Annotated in this window: 18 protein-coding genes; 14 read left to right on the top strand and 4 right to left on the bottom strand. The window is 67.5% G+C overall.

Annotated elements, in window-relative coordinates; all coding sequences use genetic code 11:
• Positions 1–16: 16 nt before the first annotated feature.
• The 6 genes from hisC (at position 17) to NO345_RS14830 (ending at position 5,081) form a co-directional block, all read left to right on the top strand.
• Complete coding sequence (hisC, locus tag NO345_RS14805) at positions 17–1,105, top strand: histidinol-phosphate transaminase (protein ID WP_256300430.1); 1,089 nt, start codon at positions 17–19, stop codon at positions 1,103–1,105.
• Positions 1,102–1,641, top strand: coding sequence for an adenylate kinase family protein (locus tag NO345_RS14810; RefSeq protein WP_256300432.1), 540 nt, complete (start codon positions 1,102–1,104; stop codon positions 1,639–1,641). The genes hisC and NO345_RS14810 overlap by 4 nt, the downstream gene beginning before the upstream one ends.
• Positions 1,638–2,270 carry a CDP-alcohol phosphatidyltransferase family protein gene (locus NO345_RS14815; RefSeq protein ID WP_256300434.1) on the top strand — a complete coding sequence of 211 codons (633 nt, stop codon included), beginning with the start codon at positions 1,638–1,640 and terminating at the stop codon, positions 2,268–2,270. Before NO345_RS14810 ends, NO345_RS14815 begins: the two co-directional genes overlap by 4 nt.
• Positions 2,271–2,312: 42 nt before the next feature.
• Positions 2,313–2,849 (top strand): multiprotein bridging factor aMBF1, encoded by a 537-nt coding sequence (locus NO345_RS14820; RefSeq protein ID WP_256300436.1) that lies wholly within the window; start codon positions 2,313–2,315, stop codon positions 2,847–2,849.
• A gap of 130 nt (positions 2,850–2,979) precedes the next feature.
• Entirely contained in the window at positions 2,980–3,948 is a 969-nt protein-coding gene (locus tag NO345_RS14825) for a cell division protein CdpA domain-containing protein (protein WP_256300438.1), read from the top strand.
• A 101-nt stretch (positions 3,949–4,049) separates the two neighbouring features.
• Entirely contained in the window at positions 4,050–5,081 is a 1,032-nt protein-coding gene (locus NO345_RS14830) for a disk-shape morphogenesis protein volactin (RefSeq protein WP_256300440.1), read from the top strand.
• A gap of 93 nt (positions 5,082–5,174) precedes the next feature.
• Here NO345_RS14830 and NO345_RS14835 read toward each other — a convergent pair whose 3' ends face one another.
• Complete coding sequence (locus NO345_RS14835; protein ID WP_256300442.1) at positions 5,175–5,807, bottom strand: TFIIB-type zinc ribbon-containing protein; 633 nt, start codon at positions 5,805–5,807, stop codon at positions 5,175–5,177.
• Between the two features lie 134 nt (positions 5,808–5,941).
• On the opposite strand from NO345_RS14835, the gene NO345_RS14840 reads away from it, so the two are divergent.
• Positions 5,942–6,343, top strand: coding sequence for a DUF7961 family protein (locus NO345_RS14840; protein ID WP_256300444.1), 402 nt, complete (start codon positions 5,942–5,944; stop codon positions 6,341–6,343).
• Between the two features lie 10 nt (positions 6,344–6,353).
• Positions 6,354–6,986 (top strand): METTL5 family protein, encoded by a 633-nt coding sequence (locus NO345_RS14845; protein ID WP_256300446.1) that lies wholly within the window; start codon positions 6,354–6,356, stop codon positions 6,984–6,986.
• A gap of 28 nt (positions 6,987–7,014) precedes the next feature.
• On the opposite strand, the gene NO345_RS14850 is transcribed toward NO345_RS14845, so the two are convergent.
• Both NO345_RS14850 and NO345_RS14855 read right to left on the bottom strand, forming a co-directional pair.
• Complete coding sequence (locus NO345_RS14850; RefSeq protein WP_256300448.1) at positions 7,015–8,661, bottom strand: rhomboid family intramembrane serine protease; 1,647 nt, start codon at positions 8,659–8,661, stop codon at positions 7,015–7,017.
• A gap of 197 nt (positions 8,662–8,858) precedes the next feature.
• Positions 8,859–9,692 carry an MBL fold metallo-hydrolase gene (locus NO345_RS14855; RefSeq protein ID WP_256300450.1) on the bottom strand — a complete coding sequence of 278 codons (834 nt, stop codon included), beginning with the start codon at positions 9,690–9,692 and terminating at the stop codon, positions 8,859–8,861.
• Positions 9,693–9,790: 98 nt separating this feature from the next.
• Here NO345_RS14855 and NO345_RS14860 point away from each other — a divergent pair, with 98 nt between their 5' ends.
• The 6 genes from NO345_RS14860 (at position 9,791) to NO345_RS14885 (ending at position 15,546) form a co-directional block, all read left to right on the top strand.
• Positions 9,791–11,431: a hypothetical protein gene (locus NO345_RS14860; RefSeq protein WP_256300452.1), complete on the top strand. Its 1,641-nt coding sequence runs from the start codon at positions 9,791–9,793 to the stop codon at positions 11,429–11,431.
• 41 nt (positions 11,432–11,472) lie between these two features.
• Positions 11,473–12,372 carry a phosphoribosyltransferase HisG-related protein gene (locus tag NO345_RS14865; RefSeq protein ID WP_256300454.1) on the top strand — a complete coding sequence of 300 codons (900 nt, stop codon included), beginning with the start codon at positions 11,473–11,475 and terminating at the stop codon, positions 12,370–12,372.
• A 759-nt stretch (positions 12,373–13,131) separates the two neighbouring features.
• Positions 13,132–13,542 (top strand): DUF5805 domain-containing protein, encoded by a 411-nt coding sequence (locus NO345_RS14870; RefSeq protein ID WP_256300456.1) that lies wholly within the window; start codon positions 13,132–13,134, stop codon positions 13,540–13,542.
• The gene (locus tag NO345_RS14875; RefSeq protein WP_256300458.1) at positions 13,539–14,567 is read left to right on the top strand and encodes a tyrosine-type recombinase/integrase; all 1,029 of its coding nucleotides are present in this window, start codon (positions 13,539–13,541) and stop codon (positions 14,565–14,567) included. Before NO345_RS14870 ends, NO345_RS14875 begins: the two co-directional genes overlap by 4 nt.
• Before the next feature lie 212 nt (positions 14,568–14,779).
• Positions 14,780–15,202: a CoA-binding protein gene (locus tag NO345_RS14880; RefSeq protein WP_256300460.1), complete on the top strand. Its 423-nt coding sequence runs from the start codon at positions 14,780–14,782 to the stop codon at positions 15,200–15,202.
• Between the two features lie 50 nt (positions 15,203–15,252).
• Complete coding sequence (locus tag NO345_RS14885; protein ID WP_256300462.1) at positions 15,253–15,546, top strand: SUI1 family translation initiation factor; 294 nt, start codon at positions 15,253–15,255, stop codon at positions 15,544–15,546.
• Between the two features lie 6 nt (positions 15,547–15,552).
• Here NO345_RS14885 and NO345_RS14890 read toward each other — a convergent pair whose 3' ends face one another.
• Positions 15,553–16,449, bottom strand: a complete 897-nt coding sequence (locus NO345_RS14890) for a hypothetical protein (protein ID WP_256300464.1) — start codon at positions 16,447–16,449, stop codon at positions 15,553–15,555.
• Between the last annotated feature and the right edge of the window lie 22 nt (positions 16,450–16,471).

Below are 16,471 nucleotides of genomic sequence, written 5' to 3' on the forward strand. Positions count from 1 at the left end.
GCCCGGGCTTTCGAGCATGAAACCACGCGACCTCTCGGCTCACGTCGCCTACGAGGCGGGGCGCGGCATCGAGGAGGTCGCCAGGGACCTCGGCGTGGACCCGGCGGCACTCACGAAGCTCGCGTCGAACGAGAACCCCCACGGCACCTCGCCGGCGGCGGTCGAGGCCATCCGGGGGACCGCCCCGGGCGTCTCCTCGTATCCGAAGGCGGCCCACGCCGACCTGCGGGACGCCCTGGCCGACCGCTGGGACTGCGACGCAGCGCAGGTCTGGCTCGCCAACGGCGGCGACGGCGCGCTCGACTACCTCGCCCGGGCGATGCTCGACCCGGGCGACACCGTCCTCGTCCCGGATCCGGGCTTCGCCTACTACGGGATGAGCGCCCGCTACCACCACGGCGAGGTCGAGACGTACGAGCTGGCGTGCCCGGAGCTCGCACTGACGCCCGAGACGGTGCTCTCCGACTACGACGGCGAGCGCATCGTCTACCTCACCAGCCCGCACAACCCCACCGGTGGGACGTTCACGCTCGACGCCATCGAGCACATCGCCGACGAGACCGCCGAGGAGACGCTCGTCCTCGTCGACGAGGCCTACGGCGAGTACGCCGACGTCGAGAGCGCACGGGGCCTGCTCGAGGAGCGCGACGACGTGGCCATCCTCCGGACGTTCTCGAAGGCCTACGGACTGGCCGGCGTGCGGCTGGGCTACGCGCTGGTCCCCCGGGACTGGGCCGACGCCTACGCACGCGTGAACACGCCGTTCGCGGCGAGCGAGCTGGCCTGCCGCGCCGGACTCGCCGCCCTCGAAGACGACGCACACGTCGAGAAATCGGTCGAGACGGCCCGCTGGGCGCGCGAGTACATGCGCGAGGAGATCGACGCGCCGGTGTGGCCCTCGGAGGGCAACTTCGTCCTCGTCGACGTGAGCGAGGCTCGCGGTCCCGAGAGTGCCGGTGCCGTCGCCGACGAGATGCAACGCGCGGGCGTCATCGTCCGTGACTGCACGAGCTTCGGGCTGCCCGGCTGCGTGCGGATCACGTGCGGTACCGAGGACGGGACCCGCGAGGCGGTCGAGACGCTGAACGAGGTGCTCGGGAAGTGAGGGTCGCCGTGACCGGCACGCCCGGGACGGGTAAGACGACCGCCACGGAGCTGCTCGCCGAGGCCCGGGACGACGTGGACGTGGTCCACCTGAACGAGATCATCGAGCGGGAGGAGCTGTACGAGACGGTCGACGAGGAGCGCGACAGCGTCGTCGCGGACCTCGACGCGCTCGCGGCGTGGGTGGAGGAGTACGAGGCAGCCGGCGACGCCGGAGCGGCCATCCTGGTGCTCGACTCCCACCTCGCGCACCACCTCGACGCGGACCGCGTGGCCGTCCTGCGCTGTGCGCCCGAAGCACTCGCGACACGGCTGCGCGACCGGGGCGAGTCCGACGCGAAGGCCGCCGAGAACGCCGAGAGCGAGGCGCTCGACGTCGTGCTCTCGGAGGCTGTCGAGACCCACGGGCTGGACTCGGTGTACGAGATCGAGACGACCCGGTCGAGCCCCGAGGCGGTCGCCGACGCCCTCGCGGCTGTCGTCGACGGAACGCGAGAACCGAGTGCGGGCGACGTGGACTACCTCGACTACCTATGACGCTCGACCAGCTCAGACCACGCATCCAGGCGCTGCTCGACCCGTTCGTCAGGCTCGCCGACCGGCTCGGGCTGACCCCCAACGCCGTCAGCGTCATCGCGTTCGGGCTCGCTGGCGCGGCCGCCGTCGCGTTCGCCCTCGGCGGCCCTGCCGTCGAGGCCCCCGCCGGGAGCCGTGCCGTCTGGTACGCCCTCGGCGCGGTCTGTGTCGGCCTCAACGGCTGGCTGGACGTCATCGACGGCGAGCTGGCCCGGGCGCAGGACGTGGCCAGCGAGGCGGGCGACGTGCTCGACCACGTGCTCGACCGGTACGCCGACCTCGTCATCATCGCCGGCTTCGCCGCCGGTATCGGCCGCTACGACCTCGGGCTCGCGGCCGTCACGGGCGTCCTGATGACCTCCTACCTCGGCACGCAGGCACAGGCGGTCGGCGTCGGCCGGCTCTACGCGGGCGTGCTCGGCCGTGCGGACCGGCTCGCGCTCTCCGGCCTCGTCGGCTTTGCGGCGGCCGGCGTCTCCCGGACCGTATACGGGCTCGATGTCGTCGGCTGGCTGCTCGTCGTCTTCGCCGTCGTCGGGCACCTCACCGCGCTCCAGCGGTTCCACGAGGTCTGGGGCCAGCTGGACTGAGCCGTCGTATCTTTTATCACTGCACGCGACGAACGGCCGCGTATGGTTCAGTGTGAGATGTGTGGTGCCGAGACGGCGTCGCCGAAGACGGTGAAGGTCGAGGGCGCAGAGCTGGACGTCTGCGACGACTGTGCCGACTTCGGAACCGAAGTGAAGACCCAGCAGTCCTCGAGCACTTCCACGAAGTACTCGACCAGCAGCTCGAGTTCTTCCTCGTCCTCCTCGAGCTCGTCCAGCTCGTCCGGCGGTTCTGGCGGCGGCGGCTCCTCCCGGCGTCGGTCGGACATGTTCGACGACATGGACGAGCTCGCCCAGGACTACGACGAACGCATCCGACGGGCGCGCGAGGACCGCGGGCTGAGCCAGTCCGACCTCGCGAACGAACTCAACGAGAAGGCCAGCCTCATCCGCAAGCTCGAACGCGGCGACACGCTGCCGAGCGACAAGGTGCAGTCCAAGCTGGAGCGGTTCCTCGAGATCAACCTCGATATGGGTGGCGGCAGCGACGAGGACAGCGACTGGGACTCCGGTTCCTCGACGACCACGACGCTCGGCGACGTGGTCAAGCGCAAGGACTGACGGGAGCGGACCTGTCACCGCCGTTCTCCCCGTCCGTCAGACGGGCGTCATGCGCGCGTACGACCGTCTTTTTTCAGGATGAATACGCTTAACCAAACAGTCATGAGAGATGACGCTGTATTGGGCGACAATGGCCGACGAGGAATCACCGACTGCGGCGACAGGACCGGAGGAGTCGCCACCGGACAACCCGTTATACAATCTGTACCGCGAGTACATCGGCGAACCGGAGGAGGAGACGGACGTCTACCTGGGCTTCGGGCTGTTCTTCGGGGGCATCGCCGTCGGTATCATCGCGCTGCTGTTGACCGTGGTCAGCTTCACGAGCTTCGAGGCGGGGACGGACCCGTTCTGGAACTGGACGCGCATCGCGTACGCCCTCGGAATGCTCTCGCTCCCCGCGACCATCACCGGTATCGTGGTCCTGCTCCCGGTCGAACGCCGGGCGGTCTACGCGTCCGCGGCGGGCGGCGTCATCGACCTGGCCGCCGTCGTCTGGTTCGTCTCCGTCTACCCCGGGCAGTGGAACGAGTACGGCGTCGGGGCGACCCTCGGCGTCATCGGCCTCTACGCGCTCGGGCTGGTCCTCGTCGTCGGCTCGACCGGCGCGGCGCTGGTCGCGGACCAGCTCGAACGCTACCGCAAGCCCGGGCCGGCCGACATCGAGCCGATGGAGGAGGAGGAGGCCGAGCCCGAGGAGTCCTACTCCGACGCCGAGATCCAGGCGGACATCGACCAGGCGATGTCGGGCGTCGACCTCTCGTGGGGCGGCGTCGAGAAGAGCGACAACCGTCGCCTCCAGTTCAGCGTCGACGAGGAGATGGACACCTCGGCGTTCAGCCAGCAGAGCGCGAAGGTGACGCGCTCGCAGGGCGTCGACTCGCAGATACAGAACCTCAAGGCGATGAAGGGCGGCGAGAAGAAGACCGCCACCTCGAACACCACGGTCGACGACCAGACCCAGAAGCTCAAGGAACTCCGCGAGCGTCGACAGCGCGAGGAGCAGCGCAAGACCGAGGAGTCCACGAGCATCGCCGCGGCGACCGGCGGTAGTGGTGGGTTATTCGCCCGCATCAAGCGGGCACTCGGCCTCAGCTGACCTGCGTCGGACGATTCGGTAACGCCTTGCTAATATCATGTCCGATAGTGATGAAATAATTTCACATAGTTTTATTATTCGGTGGGTTAGAATGGGCAAATATGGCTAAAGGCCTGGACGTTGGGACGATGAACATTCTGTCGGCCCAACAAGATGGGAACGACACGGTGTTCGTACAGCAGCGGAACTCCTTCGTGGAGATCGAGTACTCGGACATGGCCGAGCAGATGCTCTCTCGCTCGGAAGTGCTCCACATCCGGAAGGACGACAAGGTGTACGTCGTCGGTGACGACGCCCTGAACTTCGCGAACATCTTCAACAAGGAGACACGCCGCCCGATGAAGCACGGCATCCTCTCCTCCTCGGAGAAGTCCGCGATCCCGATGATGAAGCTCATCATCGAGCAGGTCGTCGGCGAGCCGAACCACCCCGACGAGAAGCTCTACTTCTCGGTGCCGGCCGACCCGATCGACTCCGAACTGTCGACGCTCTACCACCAGAAGACCATCGAGAGCTTCCTCGGCAACATGGGCTACGACGCCGAACCCATCAACGAGGGGATGGCCGTCATCTACAGCGAGCTCGCGGACAACAACTTCACCGGGCTGGGCATCAGCTTCGGCGCGGGCATGACGAACGTCTGTCTCGCGTACTACGCGGTGCCGGTCATGAAGTTCTCCGTCGCCCGCGGTGGCGACTGGATCGACGAGCAGGCCGCACAGGCCACGGGCACGCCCGTCGACAAGGTCACCTCCATCAAGGAGAACGACTTCGAGCTCGACTTCACCACCGACGTCGGTGGCGTCGAGGGTGCACTCAGCATCTACTACGAGAACCTGCTCGACTACGTCATCGAGAACGTCGTCCGCGAGGTCGACGAGGAGGACGTCGAGGAAGGGCTGGACGTGCCCGTCGTCGTCACCGGCGGCACCTCCAGCCCGGACGGCTTCGAGGCGCTGTTCCGCGACCACCTCGAGGACGCGAACATTCCGTTCTCCATCAGTGGCGTCCAGCACGCCAACGAGCCGCTGTACTCCGTCGCACGTGGCTCGCTCGTCGCCGCCCGCTCCGACGAGGACGTCGACGAGCGCGAGGCCGGGGCAGAGGCCGAAGCACCCGCCGCCGACGAGTAGAGTCCACACACACCACTTCTTTCGCTCGCTCACGACCGACCAGTGGGAGCGCTCGCTAACGGTGAGCAGAACAGAGTACCGTCGGTGGGCTCCCTACTGGCCGGAGCCGTCCGCAGCGACCTCGACCTCTTCGTCGGTCTCCTCGTGGGTGCCGTCGCCGGCCGGTGCGTCTTCGGCGTCGTCCTCCACGTCCTCTTCGGCCTCGGTGCCGTCTCCCTGGGCCTCGTCCCCCTCGGTGTTGGAGTCGGCTTCGGCCCCGTCGCCGGCCTCGCTCTCGACCGCTTCGTCGTCCGCAACCTCGGTCTCCTCCACCGCTTCGTCGTCCGCGTCCTCCGCTGCATCGTCGCTCGCGTCCGCTGGTTCGTCGGTCTCTCCAGACGCGGTCTCTGCGCTCTCGGACTCGCCAGCCTCCGCAGCCGAGTCGTCAGCGCCCTCGACGTCGGCGCGCTCGTCGTCCGGCTCGGGCTCCTCCTCGACGTCGCCGTTCACCGCATCGCGTCGGGCCTGCTCGATCCGCTCCAGCCGCTCGGCGTGTTCGTCGAGTCCGTCGGCGGCGAACTTCTGCTGGAACCGCTGGATGGCGTCCTGCCAGGACTCGAGTCGCTTCGGTTCGCTCTGGTGGTCGACCGGCACGCCGACCCACCCACACGAGTCACAGCCGTAGGCTTCCACGTCGCTCAGGGAGTACGCGCTGAGCGAGGAACCACACCGCGGGCACTCTTTCATACAGGAACGTGAACGACCGGAATAATAAGCGTGTTCCATCCTCTCACGGTTCCGGTACGTGTACCATACCGAACCGGGTATTACTACTGGACATTTACAAACCTTTTTGTATTCCCATAATGTATGTGGCGTCAATGAGTGCGACCCCGTCCGCGAACGTCGAACGAACCATCGAACAGTGTCGCCCGGAGGACCTCCAGCCCGTATCGCTGGACGCTCAGGCGCTCGACTCGACGGCACCGGAGTACCTGCGCGACCTCAAGCACGAGCTCACCGAGTCCGGCTACGTCCCGTCCGTCCTGACGGTGCGGGCCTGCTTCGACGAGGACTGCTCGCTCGAGACCCAGCGCGAGGTCGACCGCGTGCGCGGGTTCGTCCGCGCGGCGGCGTTCCTCGGCGCGGCCCGGATCACCGTCGAATGCGGCGACGTGGCCGACGCGGACAAGGTCGAGCCCGCGCTCTCGGCGTGTGCAGAACGCGCACGTCGCGAGGGGGTCGGCTTCGAACTCGACGGGCCTATCAGCCTCGACGACTGATTCTTCGCCGATGAGCACACGGCGCGCGCTGGCCCAGCAACTCGGCGTGGTCGCCGGCTTCGACTCGCCGCGGACCGACCTCGAACAGTACCCGACACCGCCCGAGGTAGCCGCCTCCATCGTCCACGTCGCCGACACGCAGGGCGACATCGCCGGTGCGACGGTGCTGGACCTCGGCACCGGGACGGGGATGCTCGCACTCGGGACCGCACTCAGGGGCGCAGAGCGGGTCGTCGGCGTCGACCTCGACCGGGACGCACTCGCGACCGCCCTGGAGAACGAACGACGCGTGGGCGCACGCACAACCGTCGAGTGGTGCTGTGGCGACGCGACGAACCCGCCGCTGTGTCCCTCGGGGGCGACGACGGTGCTGATGAACCCCCCGTTCGGTGCACAGGACGGCAACGAGCACGCGGACCGGGCGTTCCTGACCGCAGCAGCATCGCTCGCGGAGGTCTCCTACTCCGTCCACAACGAGGGTAGCCGGACGTTCGTCGAGTCCTTCGCGGCCGACAACGCGGGCGAGGTCACCCACGCCTTCGCGGCGGAGCTCGACCTCGACCGGCAGTTCCCCTTCCACGAGTCAGCGACCCACACCGTCGACGCGGAGGTGTTCAGGATCGAGTGGCACCGCGACGACTGAGCGACGGGCGGGCCGCACCGGCTGCCCGCTACCGGTACGTCTCCTCGGCGAACACGCGGACCCGTGTATCGCCGACGACCGCGTAGATGCGGTCCCCGTCGCCGCGTTCCTCGCGGACGAACTCGATGCCGCCGACGGTCACCGAGTCGTTCACCCGCGGCACCGCATCGCGCCCGACGACAGAACCGTTCTGGCTGACGACGAGCTGGTACGGCGCACCACCAGCAGGCATGATGGAGACGTTCTTCCCGTCCAGCCTAGGCTCGGCCGTCACCGCGTTGCTCTCGTGGACCAGCGTCCAGTCGCCGTCGGGCGGCCGGAGGAACACCCGGTACGACGTGCCGCCGCCGACGGCAGACCAGCCGTCGCGGTCGACGCCGACGTCGGCGCTCCAGCCGACGCCGCCGACCCGGACCCGGGTGTAGCCAGTATAGGCGAGCCGTCCGGCCGAGACGCTCTCGTACCAGATGCTCCGGTCCTGGTTGACGACGATGACACCCGAGGAACTCACGTTCGTCTGCTGGGAGAGCGGCCCCACATCGATGACCGGGATGAGCTCGTTGCGGACGTCCTCGGCGTAGGTCACCTGGTAGCCCTCCACCTCGACGGCTCCCTCGCCCGGCACGGAGTCGTCCGACACCGTGGTCAGGTTGCTGTACACCGCCGGTCCGGTCATCACCGCCGCGACGACCACGAGCACCGTCACCGCGCCGGTCCGGAGCGTGAAGGCGTCGAAGTCCCGCTCGGTCACGTCGAGCGCCAGCGCGACCACCACCGCGAGCCCGACGACGAGCACCAGCCCCACGCCGCGGTAGAGGACGTACTCGTCGTTGCCGAGGTACCAGTACACCGCCCAGAGGTTCTTCGCGACCGCGAAGAACAGTACACCCAGCCAGAGCCGTAGCGCGCTCGGTCGGTCGCTCCGCCGGTAGAACACAGCCACGCCGAGCAGGAAGCCCACGAACAGCCCGAACGCGTGGCCCTGGATGGCGATGCCGGCCCACCACGGCGGCGACGGCGGGCTCGGCGACGCCCCCTGCACCAGCACGGGGTCCCGGAGCACGTCGTACAGCAGCGAGAGGAACCGCTGGCCGCCCAGCACCGCCACGACGGTCGTCAGCGGGTACCGGACCAGCGCGAAGCCCGCGAACGCGAACACGACACCCGAGAAGCCGATGACCGCGCCGATGGAGAACAGCGCCGTCAGCAGCCCCACGGCGACGACCACGGTGGGATAGACGACGAGTGCCCGGATCCAGGGGTTCGTCCGCCACGACGCGAACGACTCCGACCCGCGGTTCTCGGGAAAGTGGCCCCACGCGTACTCCGCCAGCGGGCTCAACACGAGCGTACCGATGAGGTTGCCCGTCAGGTGCCCCGGACTGGCGTGCGAGAACCCCGCGGTCAGCAGCCCCGTCGGGTAGAGGTACGACCACGCCCGGAACGGGAGCACCACCGGGTCCCGCCAGTGGTCCCAGCCGCCCTGCACGAACAGGTACACCGCCAGCACGAAGCCGACGACCACGAGCGTCCCCCACGGCACGCCCATCACCCAGCGCGAACGGAGCCGCGCCCCCCACTCCCCGCCCGGCCGGTCGATCCGGGCGACGATGCCCACCGAGACGGCGAGCGAAACCAGCACGAAGCCGACGAGGGCGGTCGACAGCAGATCCATATCCGCCGGGAGGGACGGCTCGTACTAATGCGTTCGTGCCGTGGTCGGGGTCGTCGTACGGTGGGGCGGCCGCTGCAACGAACTGCCGGTTCTCGCCCCTCGCGTGGTGTCTCGACGTCCTCGCTTCGCTCTCCCAGTCTCGACAGATGCGTGCCGGTGGTGGGGACGTGAACCTCCGAGAACGAGCGGAGCGCCGGTTACACGTCGACGCGGTCGCCGATCTCACCGATCTCGAGCCGTTCGGGGTACGCGAAGCTCTTGGCGTGGTGGTGCAGCACCTTCGGGTCGCTCGTCAGGCCCTTCCACATGTCCCAGTGGCTCGGCAGGAGCCGGTCGAACTGGAGGTCGCTGGCGGCCTCGACGACCTGGTTCTCGTCGTTGTACCAGCGCGTGCGCTTCGGTTCGCGGGTCTCCTTGTCCGGAATCTGGCCGACGGTGCCGAAGGCGAGGATGCCGAGGTCGATATCGTAGCGCTCGCCGAGGGCGGCGAACTCGTCGCTGGGTTTGGTGTCGCCCCCGTGGAACACGGTGTGGCCGTCGTGCTCGAACACGTAGCTGACGGGGTGGGTGGCGTCGGGGTCGTTCGCGGGCTCGACGTGGACGGTGAAGCCGCCGACCTCGACGGTGTCGCCCTCCCTGACCTCGTGGAACTGGTGCTCGTCGATGTCGTGGTCGTCGGTCCAGACCTCCGCCTCGCGGGCGACGACGAGGCTGTCGTCGGGCGCGTAGAACGTCGCGCCGGTCCGTTCGAGGATTGGGGCCTGGCTCGGCCCGTGGACGTGGTCGGTGTGCTCGTGGGTGGCGAACACCGCGTCGGCCTCGGTCACGTCCTCGGGGTCGAACGGCACCGGGATCATACGGACGGTGCGCGGCGGGTCGCCGAGTCCGACGTAGGGGTCGACGAACAGGGTCGTCCCGTCGCTGGCTTTCAGTACGAAGCCGTTACAGCCCAGATACCAGACCGCGATTCCATCCGGCGACGCGTCCTCGACGGCACGGGGCAGCCAGTCGCCCCAGTCGCTCACTGTCATACCCGACCGTGTGCGAGCCGCCGCCCTAAGGATTGTCACTCCGGCCGCCAGCGGTCGTGCCCGTTTCCTTTATGTTCGTGGTGCAGGTACGTGGCTGTATGAGTAGCGAGGTCGACGAGGAGACAACAATCGAGGTCGACGCGGACGGGGTCTCGGTCGCGAAGTCGTTCGAGGCCGACGAGTTCCCGGTCCCCGCCATCCGGTTCGGCATCACGTCCGACCGGGCGGAGACCGTCACCATCAGGATCCACGAGGAGATACCCGAGGAGTTCCCGATGGACGGTGTCGGCTTCCACCCCGACTACGAGAGCGAGAACTGGACAGCCTTCCAGGACCACCACGTCGAGTACGAGCGCACGCTCGACCCCGGCGAGGAGGTGACCACCGTCTACGGCATCCGTATCGACGACGGGGCGGAGGCCGCCAAGTTCCTCACGGAGCCACAGCTCACCGAGGTCGACGCCGAGGGCGCGGCAGCCGACGCGGGAGAGGGCGAAGAGGAGGTCGAGGACGACAACACCATCGACGACATCGTCTCCAACGACTCGAACCAGGTCGTCAAGGACATGCTCGCCGGCGAGGACGAGATGCCCGGCCTCGAGGACGACGAGCCCGCCGCGGCAGCGGCGGAGGCCGACACCACCGAAGCGTCGGGCGACGGCGGCTCCATCGACCTCGACCTCGGCGACGCGGACGCCGCCGAGGCCGACGAAGCCGCTGACGAGGACACGCCGGAGATCGAACTCGACCTCGAGGCCGCCGAGGAGGAGGTCGGGGCGACCGAGAGCGAGGCCGACGACGAACCCGAGATCGATCTCGATATCGACGACCCCGGCGCGGAGACCGACGAGACCGCGGAGGCCGAAGCCGACGCAGAGGCGGCCGAATCGGAGATGGAAACCGCGACCGACGCGGAAGCCGACGCAGAGACCGAAGCGGAGGTAGCGCCGGCTGAGGACGTCGAGCTGGACGCGGAGGTCGAGACCGAGGCCGACGACGAGGCCGACGCGGAACCCGAAGTCGCCGGCGAAACGGCCGACACGGAACCCGAGGCAGTCGACGACGCGGACGACACGGAACCCGAGGCAGTCGACGACACGGACGACGCTCCGTCCGCACCTGCCGTCGATGGGAGCGTCGCCACCGCACTCGTCGAGGAGCTCCGGAACGGCACGCTGACCGAGAACGAGCGCCGCGAGCTCCGGCAGGCCCTCGACGTGGAGGCCGCCGGCACCGACATCGCGAAGGTAGAGCACCTCCAGTCCCGCGTCGAGGAGGTCGCCGCCTACACCGACGCGCTGGCGGAGTTCCTCGACGAGGAGGGCACCGCCCAGCAGCTCCTCGAGGAGTACGAGCGCGAGGTCAGCTCCCTGCGCGACGAGGTCTCGACACTCACGGAGGACATCGACGGGCATGACGAGGAGATCACCTCGCTGTACGGCGACGTCGACGACGTGCGTTCGTCCGTCGAGAGCGTCGAGGCCGACGTGACCGGGCTCGAGGACGACCTCGAATCGGTCTCCAGTGACGTCTCCGGACTCCGCACCGACCTCGACGAGTCGACCGACTCCCTGGAGAACGACATCGCCGACGCCACCGACAGCATCGACGACGTGCAGGCCGACGTGACCGGGCTCGAGGACGACCTCGACGCGGTCGAGTCCCGCGTCGACGAGGTCGAGGAGGAGGTCACCGAGGTCCAGGAGTGGCGCGACCAGCTCGGCGAGATGTTCAGCTGAGAACGAACACGTTTTCTTCCCCGAAGCCGTTCGTCCGGGAAATGGCCGAGACGACAGCCGTCGCAGTCCCACGGAAGGGACGTCCGCTCGAAGCCGTCCTCGAGCGGGTCGCATCACGCGCCGACGCGACCGAACTCGCCGACTCGATCATCTCCACGCTCCGGTACGAGAAGGCGATCACGAAGGGGAACACGGACGACCCCCGAGACGTGTACGAACGGCTCGCGGACTACAGCGACCTCGGCCATCCCCATCGACCGGAGTTCACCCTGCTCCGGGACGACCGCGACGGGCTGCCCCGCCGGGTCGTCTTCGACAGCGTCACCGTCGAGACCGGCTCCGGGCGCATCCAGCTCGTCGGCCGCGAGGAGCCGTTCCGCTCGCTTCGGACCCACTCGTTCGCGTTCGGCTTCGACAGTGCGGACCTCGTCCTCGAGGAGGTCGTCGCGCTCCGTCCGGACCCCCTCGACACCATCGCCGACGTGAACGCCCGCATCGACCCGCACGACACGGACGTCCGCGTCGTCACCGGCCTGGGCGATACGGTGTACCACACGCTGATGGCGACGCCGGAGCTCCTCGACAGCTACCGTGCCGACGGTGCGACCCGCGAGTTCGTCGCCGAGTACGAGGGCGAGCTCTGCATCTCGCCCCGGTACGAGCGACTGGTCGAGGCCGTCCTCGGCACGGATGCGATGCGGGACGTCGAGTTCTGCTACCCGGACGACGGCCAGGAGGAGGAGGCCGGCATCGCCGACACGGGCGTCGGTGTGTACCTCACGATGACCGGCGGCACCGCCCGGGACCACGGGCTCGAACTCGGCACGCAGCTGTTCCCCAGCGAGACCGTCCTGATGGAGAACGTCGCGGAATCGACAGACGGCGACGAGGACGTGCGGGAGCTGTTCGGCGAGGTCGAGACGGAACTGGCAGTGAGATGAGTTCGCTCCCGACCGCCAATTGGATATAGCGATATTAGATTTATCAGCTGGTGCTCGAACGGACCTTCTGAACCGCGAGTTCCCCGGCGAGCGCCCTCGGCAGCGGATAGAGCCACCGAATCCGAGCCTCGTGCAACTCGATGACGGGGTTCGGATCGTGCATCGAACATCGGCTTTACGAGTCCAGTGCCGACTACGCCAGTACCGGGCCACTTCGATGCAGTAGAGACCGTCTCGGTTCAGCCACCAGCTCCAGCCACCTCATCGAACTGATGCCCACTCAGTTGCCAGTGCCAACCTGCCAGGTTGATGCACCTCGGCAGTACACCGAAGCAACCACCGTTGACCACTCAAATTCCGTCCGCCCAGAAAGGACAGGATATGGTTTTAGTATCAACTATTATGGCCCTACAAAATGCAAATAGTGCTACCAGATAATTGGATATTGCGTTCGACCGCCGGATATTACAGACATACATAGGAAGATAAGGGCTCTTATCCCAGATTGTAGGGGTAGATTGATTACCGGGGCGCGAGTCGCCCCGAACGGATGAGTGGACCACTCGATCCGACGTTCGGTCACAGGTTCGAACCGTCCGGACGGCGACCCGGAACCAGTCGTTTGGAAGGCAACGGATTTCCGCTGGAACCCCGTTTCGGCGAACCCCGTCCTGAGCACGTAACCCCGGGGGTTCGTCCCTCCAGAACAGGGTTGCAGACGCCCGGGGACTCCTGTCGCCCGGCGGAGGTGTTCGAGGTATGAGCGAGGACGAGACGGCTCGCACCGCAGTCCGGACCTACGTTCCGACCTACCAGAAGCAACAGTGGGCCGAGGAGGCCGACGCGCTGGACATGAGCCACAGCGAGTTCGTCCGGACGATGGTCCAGGCCGGCCGCCGGTCGTTCGACCTCGACGAGTCACCCGATAGCGACGACAGCGGGGACACGAACGAGTCGATAGCGGACGACACCGACGGGGCCGAGCTGGCCGACCGGGTGCTGACCATCCTAGACGACCGCGACGACCCCCAGACGTGGGACGACCTCGTCGCCGCAGTGACCAACGACGTCGAGGAACGACTGGACGAGGCGCTGGGAGACCTCCAGGAGGCGGGGGAGCTCCGGTACAGCGGCCGTGACGGTGGCTACGTTCCAACTGGTGACCGATGACCGACGCGGTCTCGTACTACCTCGAGGACCAGGAGTACCACGGGAAGTCAGAGCGGACGCGAGAGGCCTACGAGCGGGTCCTCAGGCGGTTCGAGTCGTTCCTGGCCGACGAGGGCAGCGGCCCCAGCGGACGGTCGCTCACGCCCGAGGAGGCGGGGCGCAGGGCGTGCATGGCGTGGGTCCACTCCCTCAGAGGCGAGCACGCACCCAGCACTGTCGCGTCCTACGCCTCCTACGTCCATCGGTTCTACGCCTACATGACCCAGGTCGGGGAGTTCGATTCGAACCCGATGGCGCTCGTCGTCGAGGAGATGGACGAGTCCATCGACAAGGACCCGACGCGACGGGAGATCTCGGTGCCGAAGATGCGGGGGTTCGTCGGGGCGATATCGCACCCGCTGGAGCGGGCGCTCGTCATCACGCTGCTGAAGACCGGCGTGCGTGTCGGCGAGCTGTGCAACCTCGACCTGCGAGACCTCTCGCTCTCTGACCCCGAGTTGGTGGCCGAGTTCGATCTCGGTGGGCGCGTCCAGCTGGACGGTCGGCCCGAATCGCTGTACGTGGCTGCCGAACCCGCCCGTGGCTATTCCTACAACGGCGAGGAGCGGACGGCCTCGAACAAGCGAAAGCGGGCGACCGTCATCCCCGTCGACGGCGAGCTGGCAGCGGTGTTGAAGTCGTGGCTGGCCATCCGGCCGGACGCCAGATCGCCCGCAGAGCCGCTCTTCCTCTCCACGAGCGGTGACTGGGGCGGGCGGCTCAGTCCACAGGCGGTCAGGAACGTCGTCGAGCGACACGCCAGGGCCCACGGGTGGTATACGGACGGTGGTGGGGCGACGGAGAACGTCACCCCCCATTACTTCCGGCACTTCTTCACGACCCACCTCAGGGACAGGACGGGCGACCGTGGTATCGTCAAGTACCTCCGGGGAGACGTTGCGAGCGACATCATCGACACGTACACCCACAACTGGGGCGGCCAGGTGCGGGACGTCTACGAATCGAACGTCTATCGGCTGCTCTGAGCCGTTCTGGCGGCCTCTCTTGAAGTATTTCCGACATCTGCTGACGTGTGGTGCCGAACAGATAAATTGCATATCGCTATATCAAATCCGGGGGTCGGCCGGTAGTGAAATGCAGGAACGAGAGCCTGTACTCACGTCTCACGCGAGGGGCCGGCTCGTCGGTCGGGCCGGCCCGGCGGTAGACTGATTCCTCGCCGCGCGCTATCGGCCGTATGCCACTCGAATCGCCGGACGATCTCCGGCGAGTACTCGCCTACGACCGCGTCGCCGTAGTCGGTGCGTCCACATCGTTCGAGAAGGCAGCCCACATCGTCCCGGCGTACCTGCAGCGTCACGGCTACGAACTGTGGCCCGTCAATCCGACAGCCGACGAGATATTCGGTCGGCGAGCGTTCGACTCGCTGACCGACGTTCCGGCTTCCGTGGACATCGTCGAGATATTCCGCCCGAGCGAGGAGGTTCCGGGGATCGTCGGCGAGGCTCTCGACCGGGACGACGTGAGGGCAATCTGGATGCAGCCGGGTGTCGGAGACGACGACGCGGCGCGAAAGGCCGAGGCGGCCGGAATCGACGTCGTACAGGACCGGTGCATGAAGGTCGAACACGGCCAGCTCGTCCGCAACCCGATGGACTGAGACGCTGCGGCCAACGTTCTTACGTCGTGACCGCCAACGGTCCCATCTGTATGAGTGACAACGACCCCTTCGAGGGTCTCGACGTCTCCGACGACCCGACGGCCGACCTCGACCGCGCGACCCAGACACTGGCGGTTCGGACCGAGGAACGTCGGTACGGCAAGAAGATGGTGGTCATCGAGGGATTCGAGGGCGACGGCGACCTCGGCGACCTCGCCAGCGACCTCAAGTCCGCGCTCGGGACCGGTGGCACGGTCAAGGAGAATCACATCGAGGTCCAGGGCGACCACGCCCAGCGCGTCGAGGAACTGCTCCGGGAGCGCGGCTACTCCATCGAATCGTAGGGGTGATTAGCGAACGGCCGTCGTCGTGTTGTTCGTGCCCCACGTCGACGGCACGGCTACGGTCGTCGTCCCCACGTTGCGGTAGATGAGTCGCCGGGAGACGGTGAGGTGCGTTCCGTCCTCCCGCACGACGGTGTACTCGATCCTGTACTCGTAGACGAAGCCATCGCTGGCGACGATCGCTTCCAGCGTCGCGTTCTCGACGCCGGCGTCGTCCCCGCCGGTGAACGCGTTGTTGACGAGGGTGTCCGGCTGCGTGACCTCCGTGGCGCGGACGTAGAACAGCTGGTCGCTGACGCCCGCGGGGACCCTGTCGAGCTCACGCACGACGGTCACGTTCATCGACGAGAAGCCGTTGTAGAGGAACTCGGGACGGAGCGCCCGGAGCGTCACGCCTTCCCCGGGCGGGACCGGCGTCCCGTCGGCGGTCCGGGCGATCGAGAAGTTCGCGGCCGATGGTGAGAGGCCAGCCGGCCCGCGCGCGGCGTACAGGCGGCTCCCGTTGACGTACGCGAGCCTGGTCACGTTCAGTGCCCGGCCGCGCTGGGTCACGTTCGAGACGTAGATGCTCTGGTTCCGGGCGAACCGGGCGTCGACCACGACGTTGTTCCACCTCGTCCCGTTGTCGTACCTGACGTCGAGTTCGTAGTCCAGACTGTAGCTCGTCCCCTCGAGGCGGCGCGCCTGGGAGTCCAGGAACACGGCCGGGTCACCGAGGGTGTCCGTCTCCGGGTCGGGCGAGAACGGTGGGGTGGCCCGCATCGACTCCGTCTCCGAGGGGTCGGGTACGGACGTCTCTGGCACCGAGAACGGGTCCCGTGTCTGGACGCCAGCGGTGCCACCACAGCCGGCGAGCACCATCGAGAGCACCAGTACGAGCGCGAGCCACGGCCCCCTGTCCATCGTTCGCGGTTAGGACGGCCGG

The sequence above is a fragment of the Haloarchaeobius salinus genome (genome assembly GCF_024464185.1).
Lineage (GTDB): Archaea > Halobacteriota > Halobacteria > Halobacteriales > Natrialbaceae > Haloarchaeobius > Haloarchaeobius salinus.

What these genes read in the sequence shown, in the direction of transcription:
- NO345_RS14865 (WP_256300454.1), top strand. Translation starts at nt 11,473, where the DNA reads ATGGCCGAGACGACAGCCGTCGCAGTCCCACGGAAGGGACGTCCGCTC.
- NO345_RS14820 (WP_256300436.1), top strand. Translation starts at nt 2,313, where the DNA reads ATGGTTCAGTGTGAGATGTGTGGTGCCGAGACGGCGTCGCCGAAGACG.
- NO345_RS14825 (WP_256300438.1), top strand. Translation starts at nt 2,980, where the DNA reads ATGGCCGACGAGGAATCACCGACTGCGGCGACAGGACCGGAGGAGTCG.
- NO345_RS14850 (WP_256300448.1), bottom strand. Translation starts at nt 8,661, where the DNA reads ATGGATCTGCTGTCGACCGCCCTCGTCGGCTTCGTGCTGGTTTCGCTC.
- NO345_RS14840 (WP_256300444.1), top strand. Translation starts at nt 5,942, where the DNA reads ATGAGTGCGACCCCGTCCGCGAACGTCGAACGAACCATCGAACAGTGT.
- NO345_RS14875 (WP_256300458.1), top strand. Translation starts at nt 13,539, where the DNA reads ATGACCGACGCGGTCTCGTACTACCTCGAGGACCAGGAGTACCACGGG.
- NO345_RS14860 (WP_256300452.1), top strand. Translation starts at nt 9,791, where the DNA reads ATGAGTAGCGAGGTCGACGAGGAGACAACAATCGAGGTCGACGCGGAC.
- NO345_RS14855 (WP_256300450.1), bottom strand. Translation starts at nt 9,692, where the DNA reads ATGACAGTGAGCGACTGGGGCGACTGGCTGCCCCGTGCCGTCGAGGAC.
- NO345_RS14815 (WP_256300434.1), top strand. Translation starts at nt 1,638, where the DNA reads ATGACGCTCGACCAGCTCAGACCACGCATCCAGGCGCTGCTCGACCCG.
- hisC (WP_256300430.1), top strand. Translation starts at nt 17, where the DNA reads ATGAAACCACGCGACCTCTCGGCTCACGTCGCCTACGAGGCGGGGCGC.
- NO345_RS14835 (WP_256300442.1), bottom strand. Translation starts at nt 5,807, where the DNA reads ATGAAAGAGTGCCCGCGGTGTGGTTCCTCGCTCAGCGCGTACTCCCTG.
- NO345_RS14830 (WP_256300440.1), top strand. Translation starts at nt 4,050, where the DNA reads ATGGCTAAAGGCCTGGACGTTGGGACGATGAACATTCTGTCGGCCCAA.
- NO345_RS14890 (WP_256300464.1), bottom strand. Translation starts at nt 16,449, where the DNA reads ATGGACAGGGGGCCGTGGCTCGCGCTCGTACTGGTGCTCTCGATGGTG.
- NO345_RS14845 (WP_256300446.1), top strand. Translation starts at nt 6,354, where the DNA reads ATGAGCACACGGCGCGCGCTGGCCCAGCAACTCGGCGTGGTCGCCGGC.
- NO345_RS14870 (WP_256300456.1), top strand. Translation starts at nt 13,132, where the DNA reads ATGAGCGAGGACGAGACGGCTCGCACCGCAGTCCGGACCTACGTTCCG.
- NO345_RS14885 (WP_256300462.1), top strand. Translation starts at nt 15,253, where the DNA reads ATGAGTGACAACGACCCCTTCGAGGGTCTCGACGTCTCCGACGACCCG.
- NO345_RS14880 (WP_256300460.1), top strand. Translation starts at nt 14,780, where the DNA reads ATGCCACTCGAATCGCCGGACGATCTCCGGCGAGTACTCGCCTACGAC.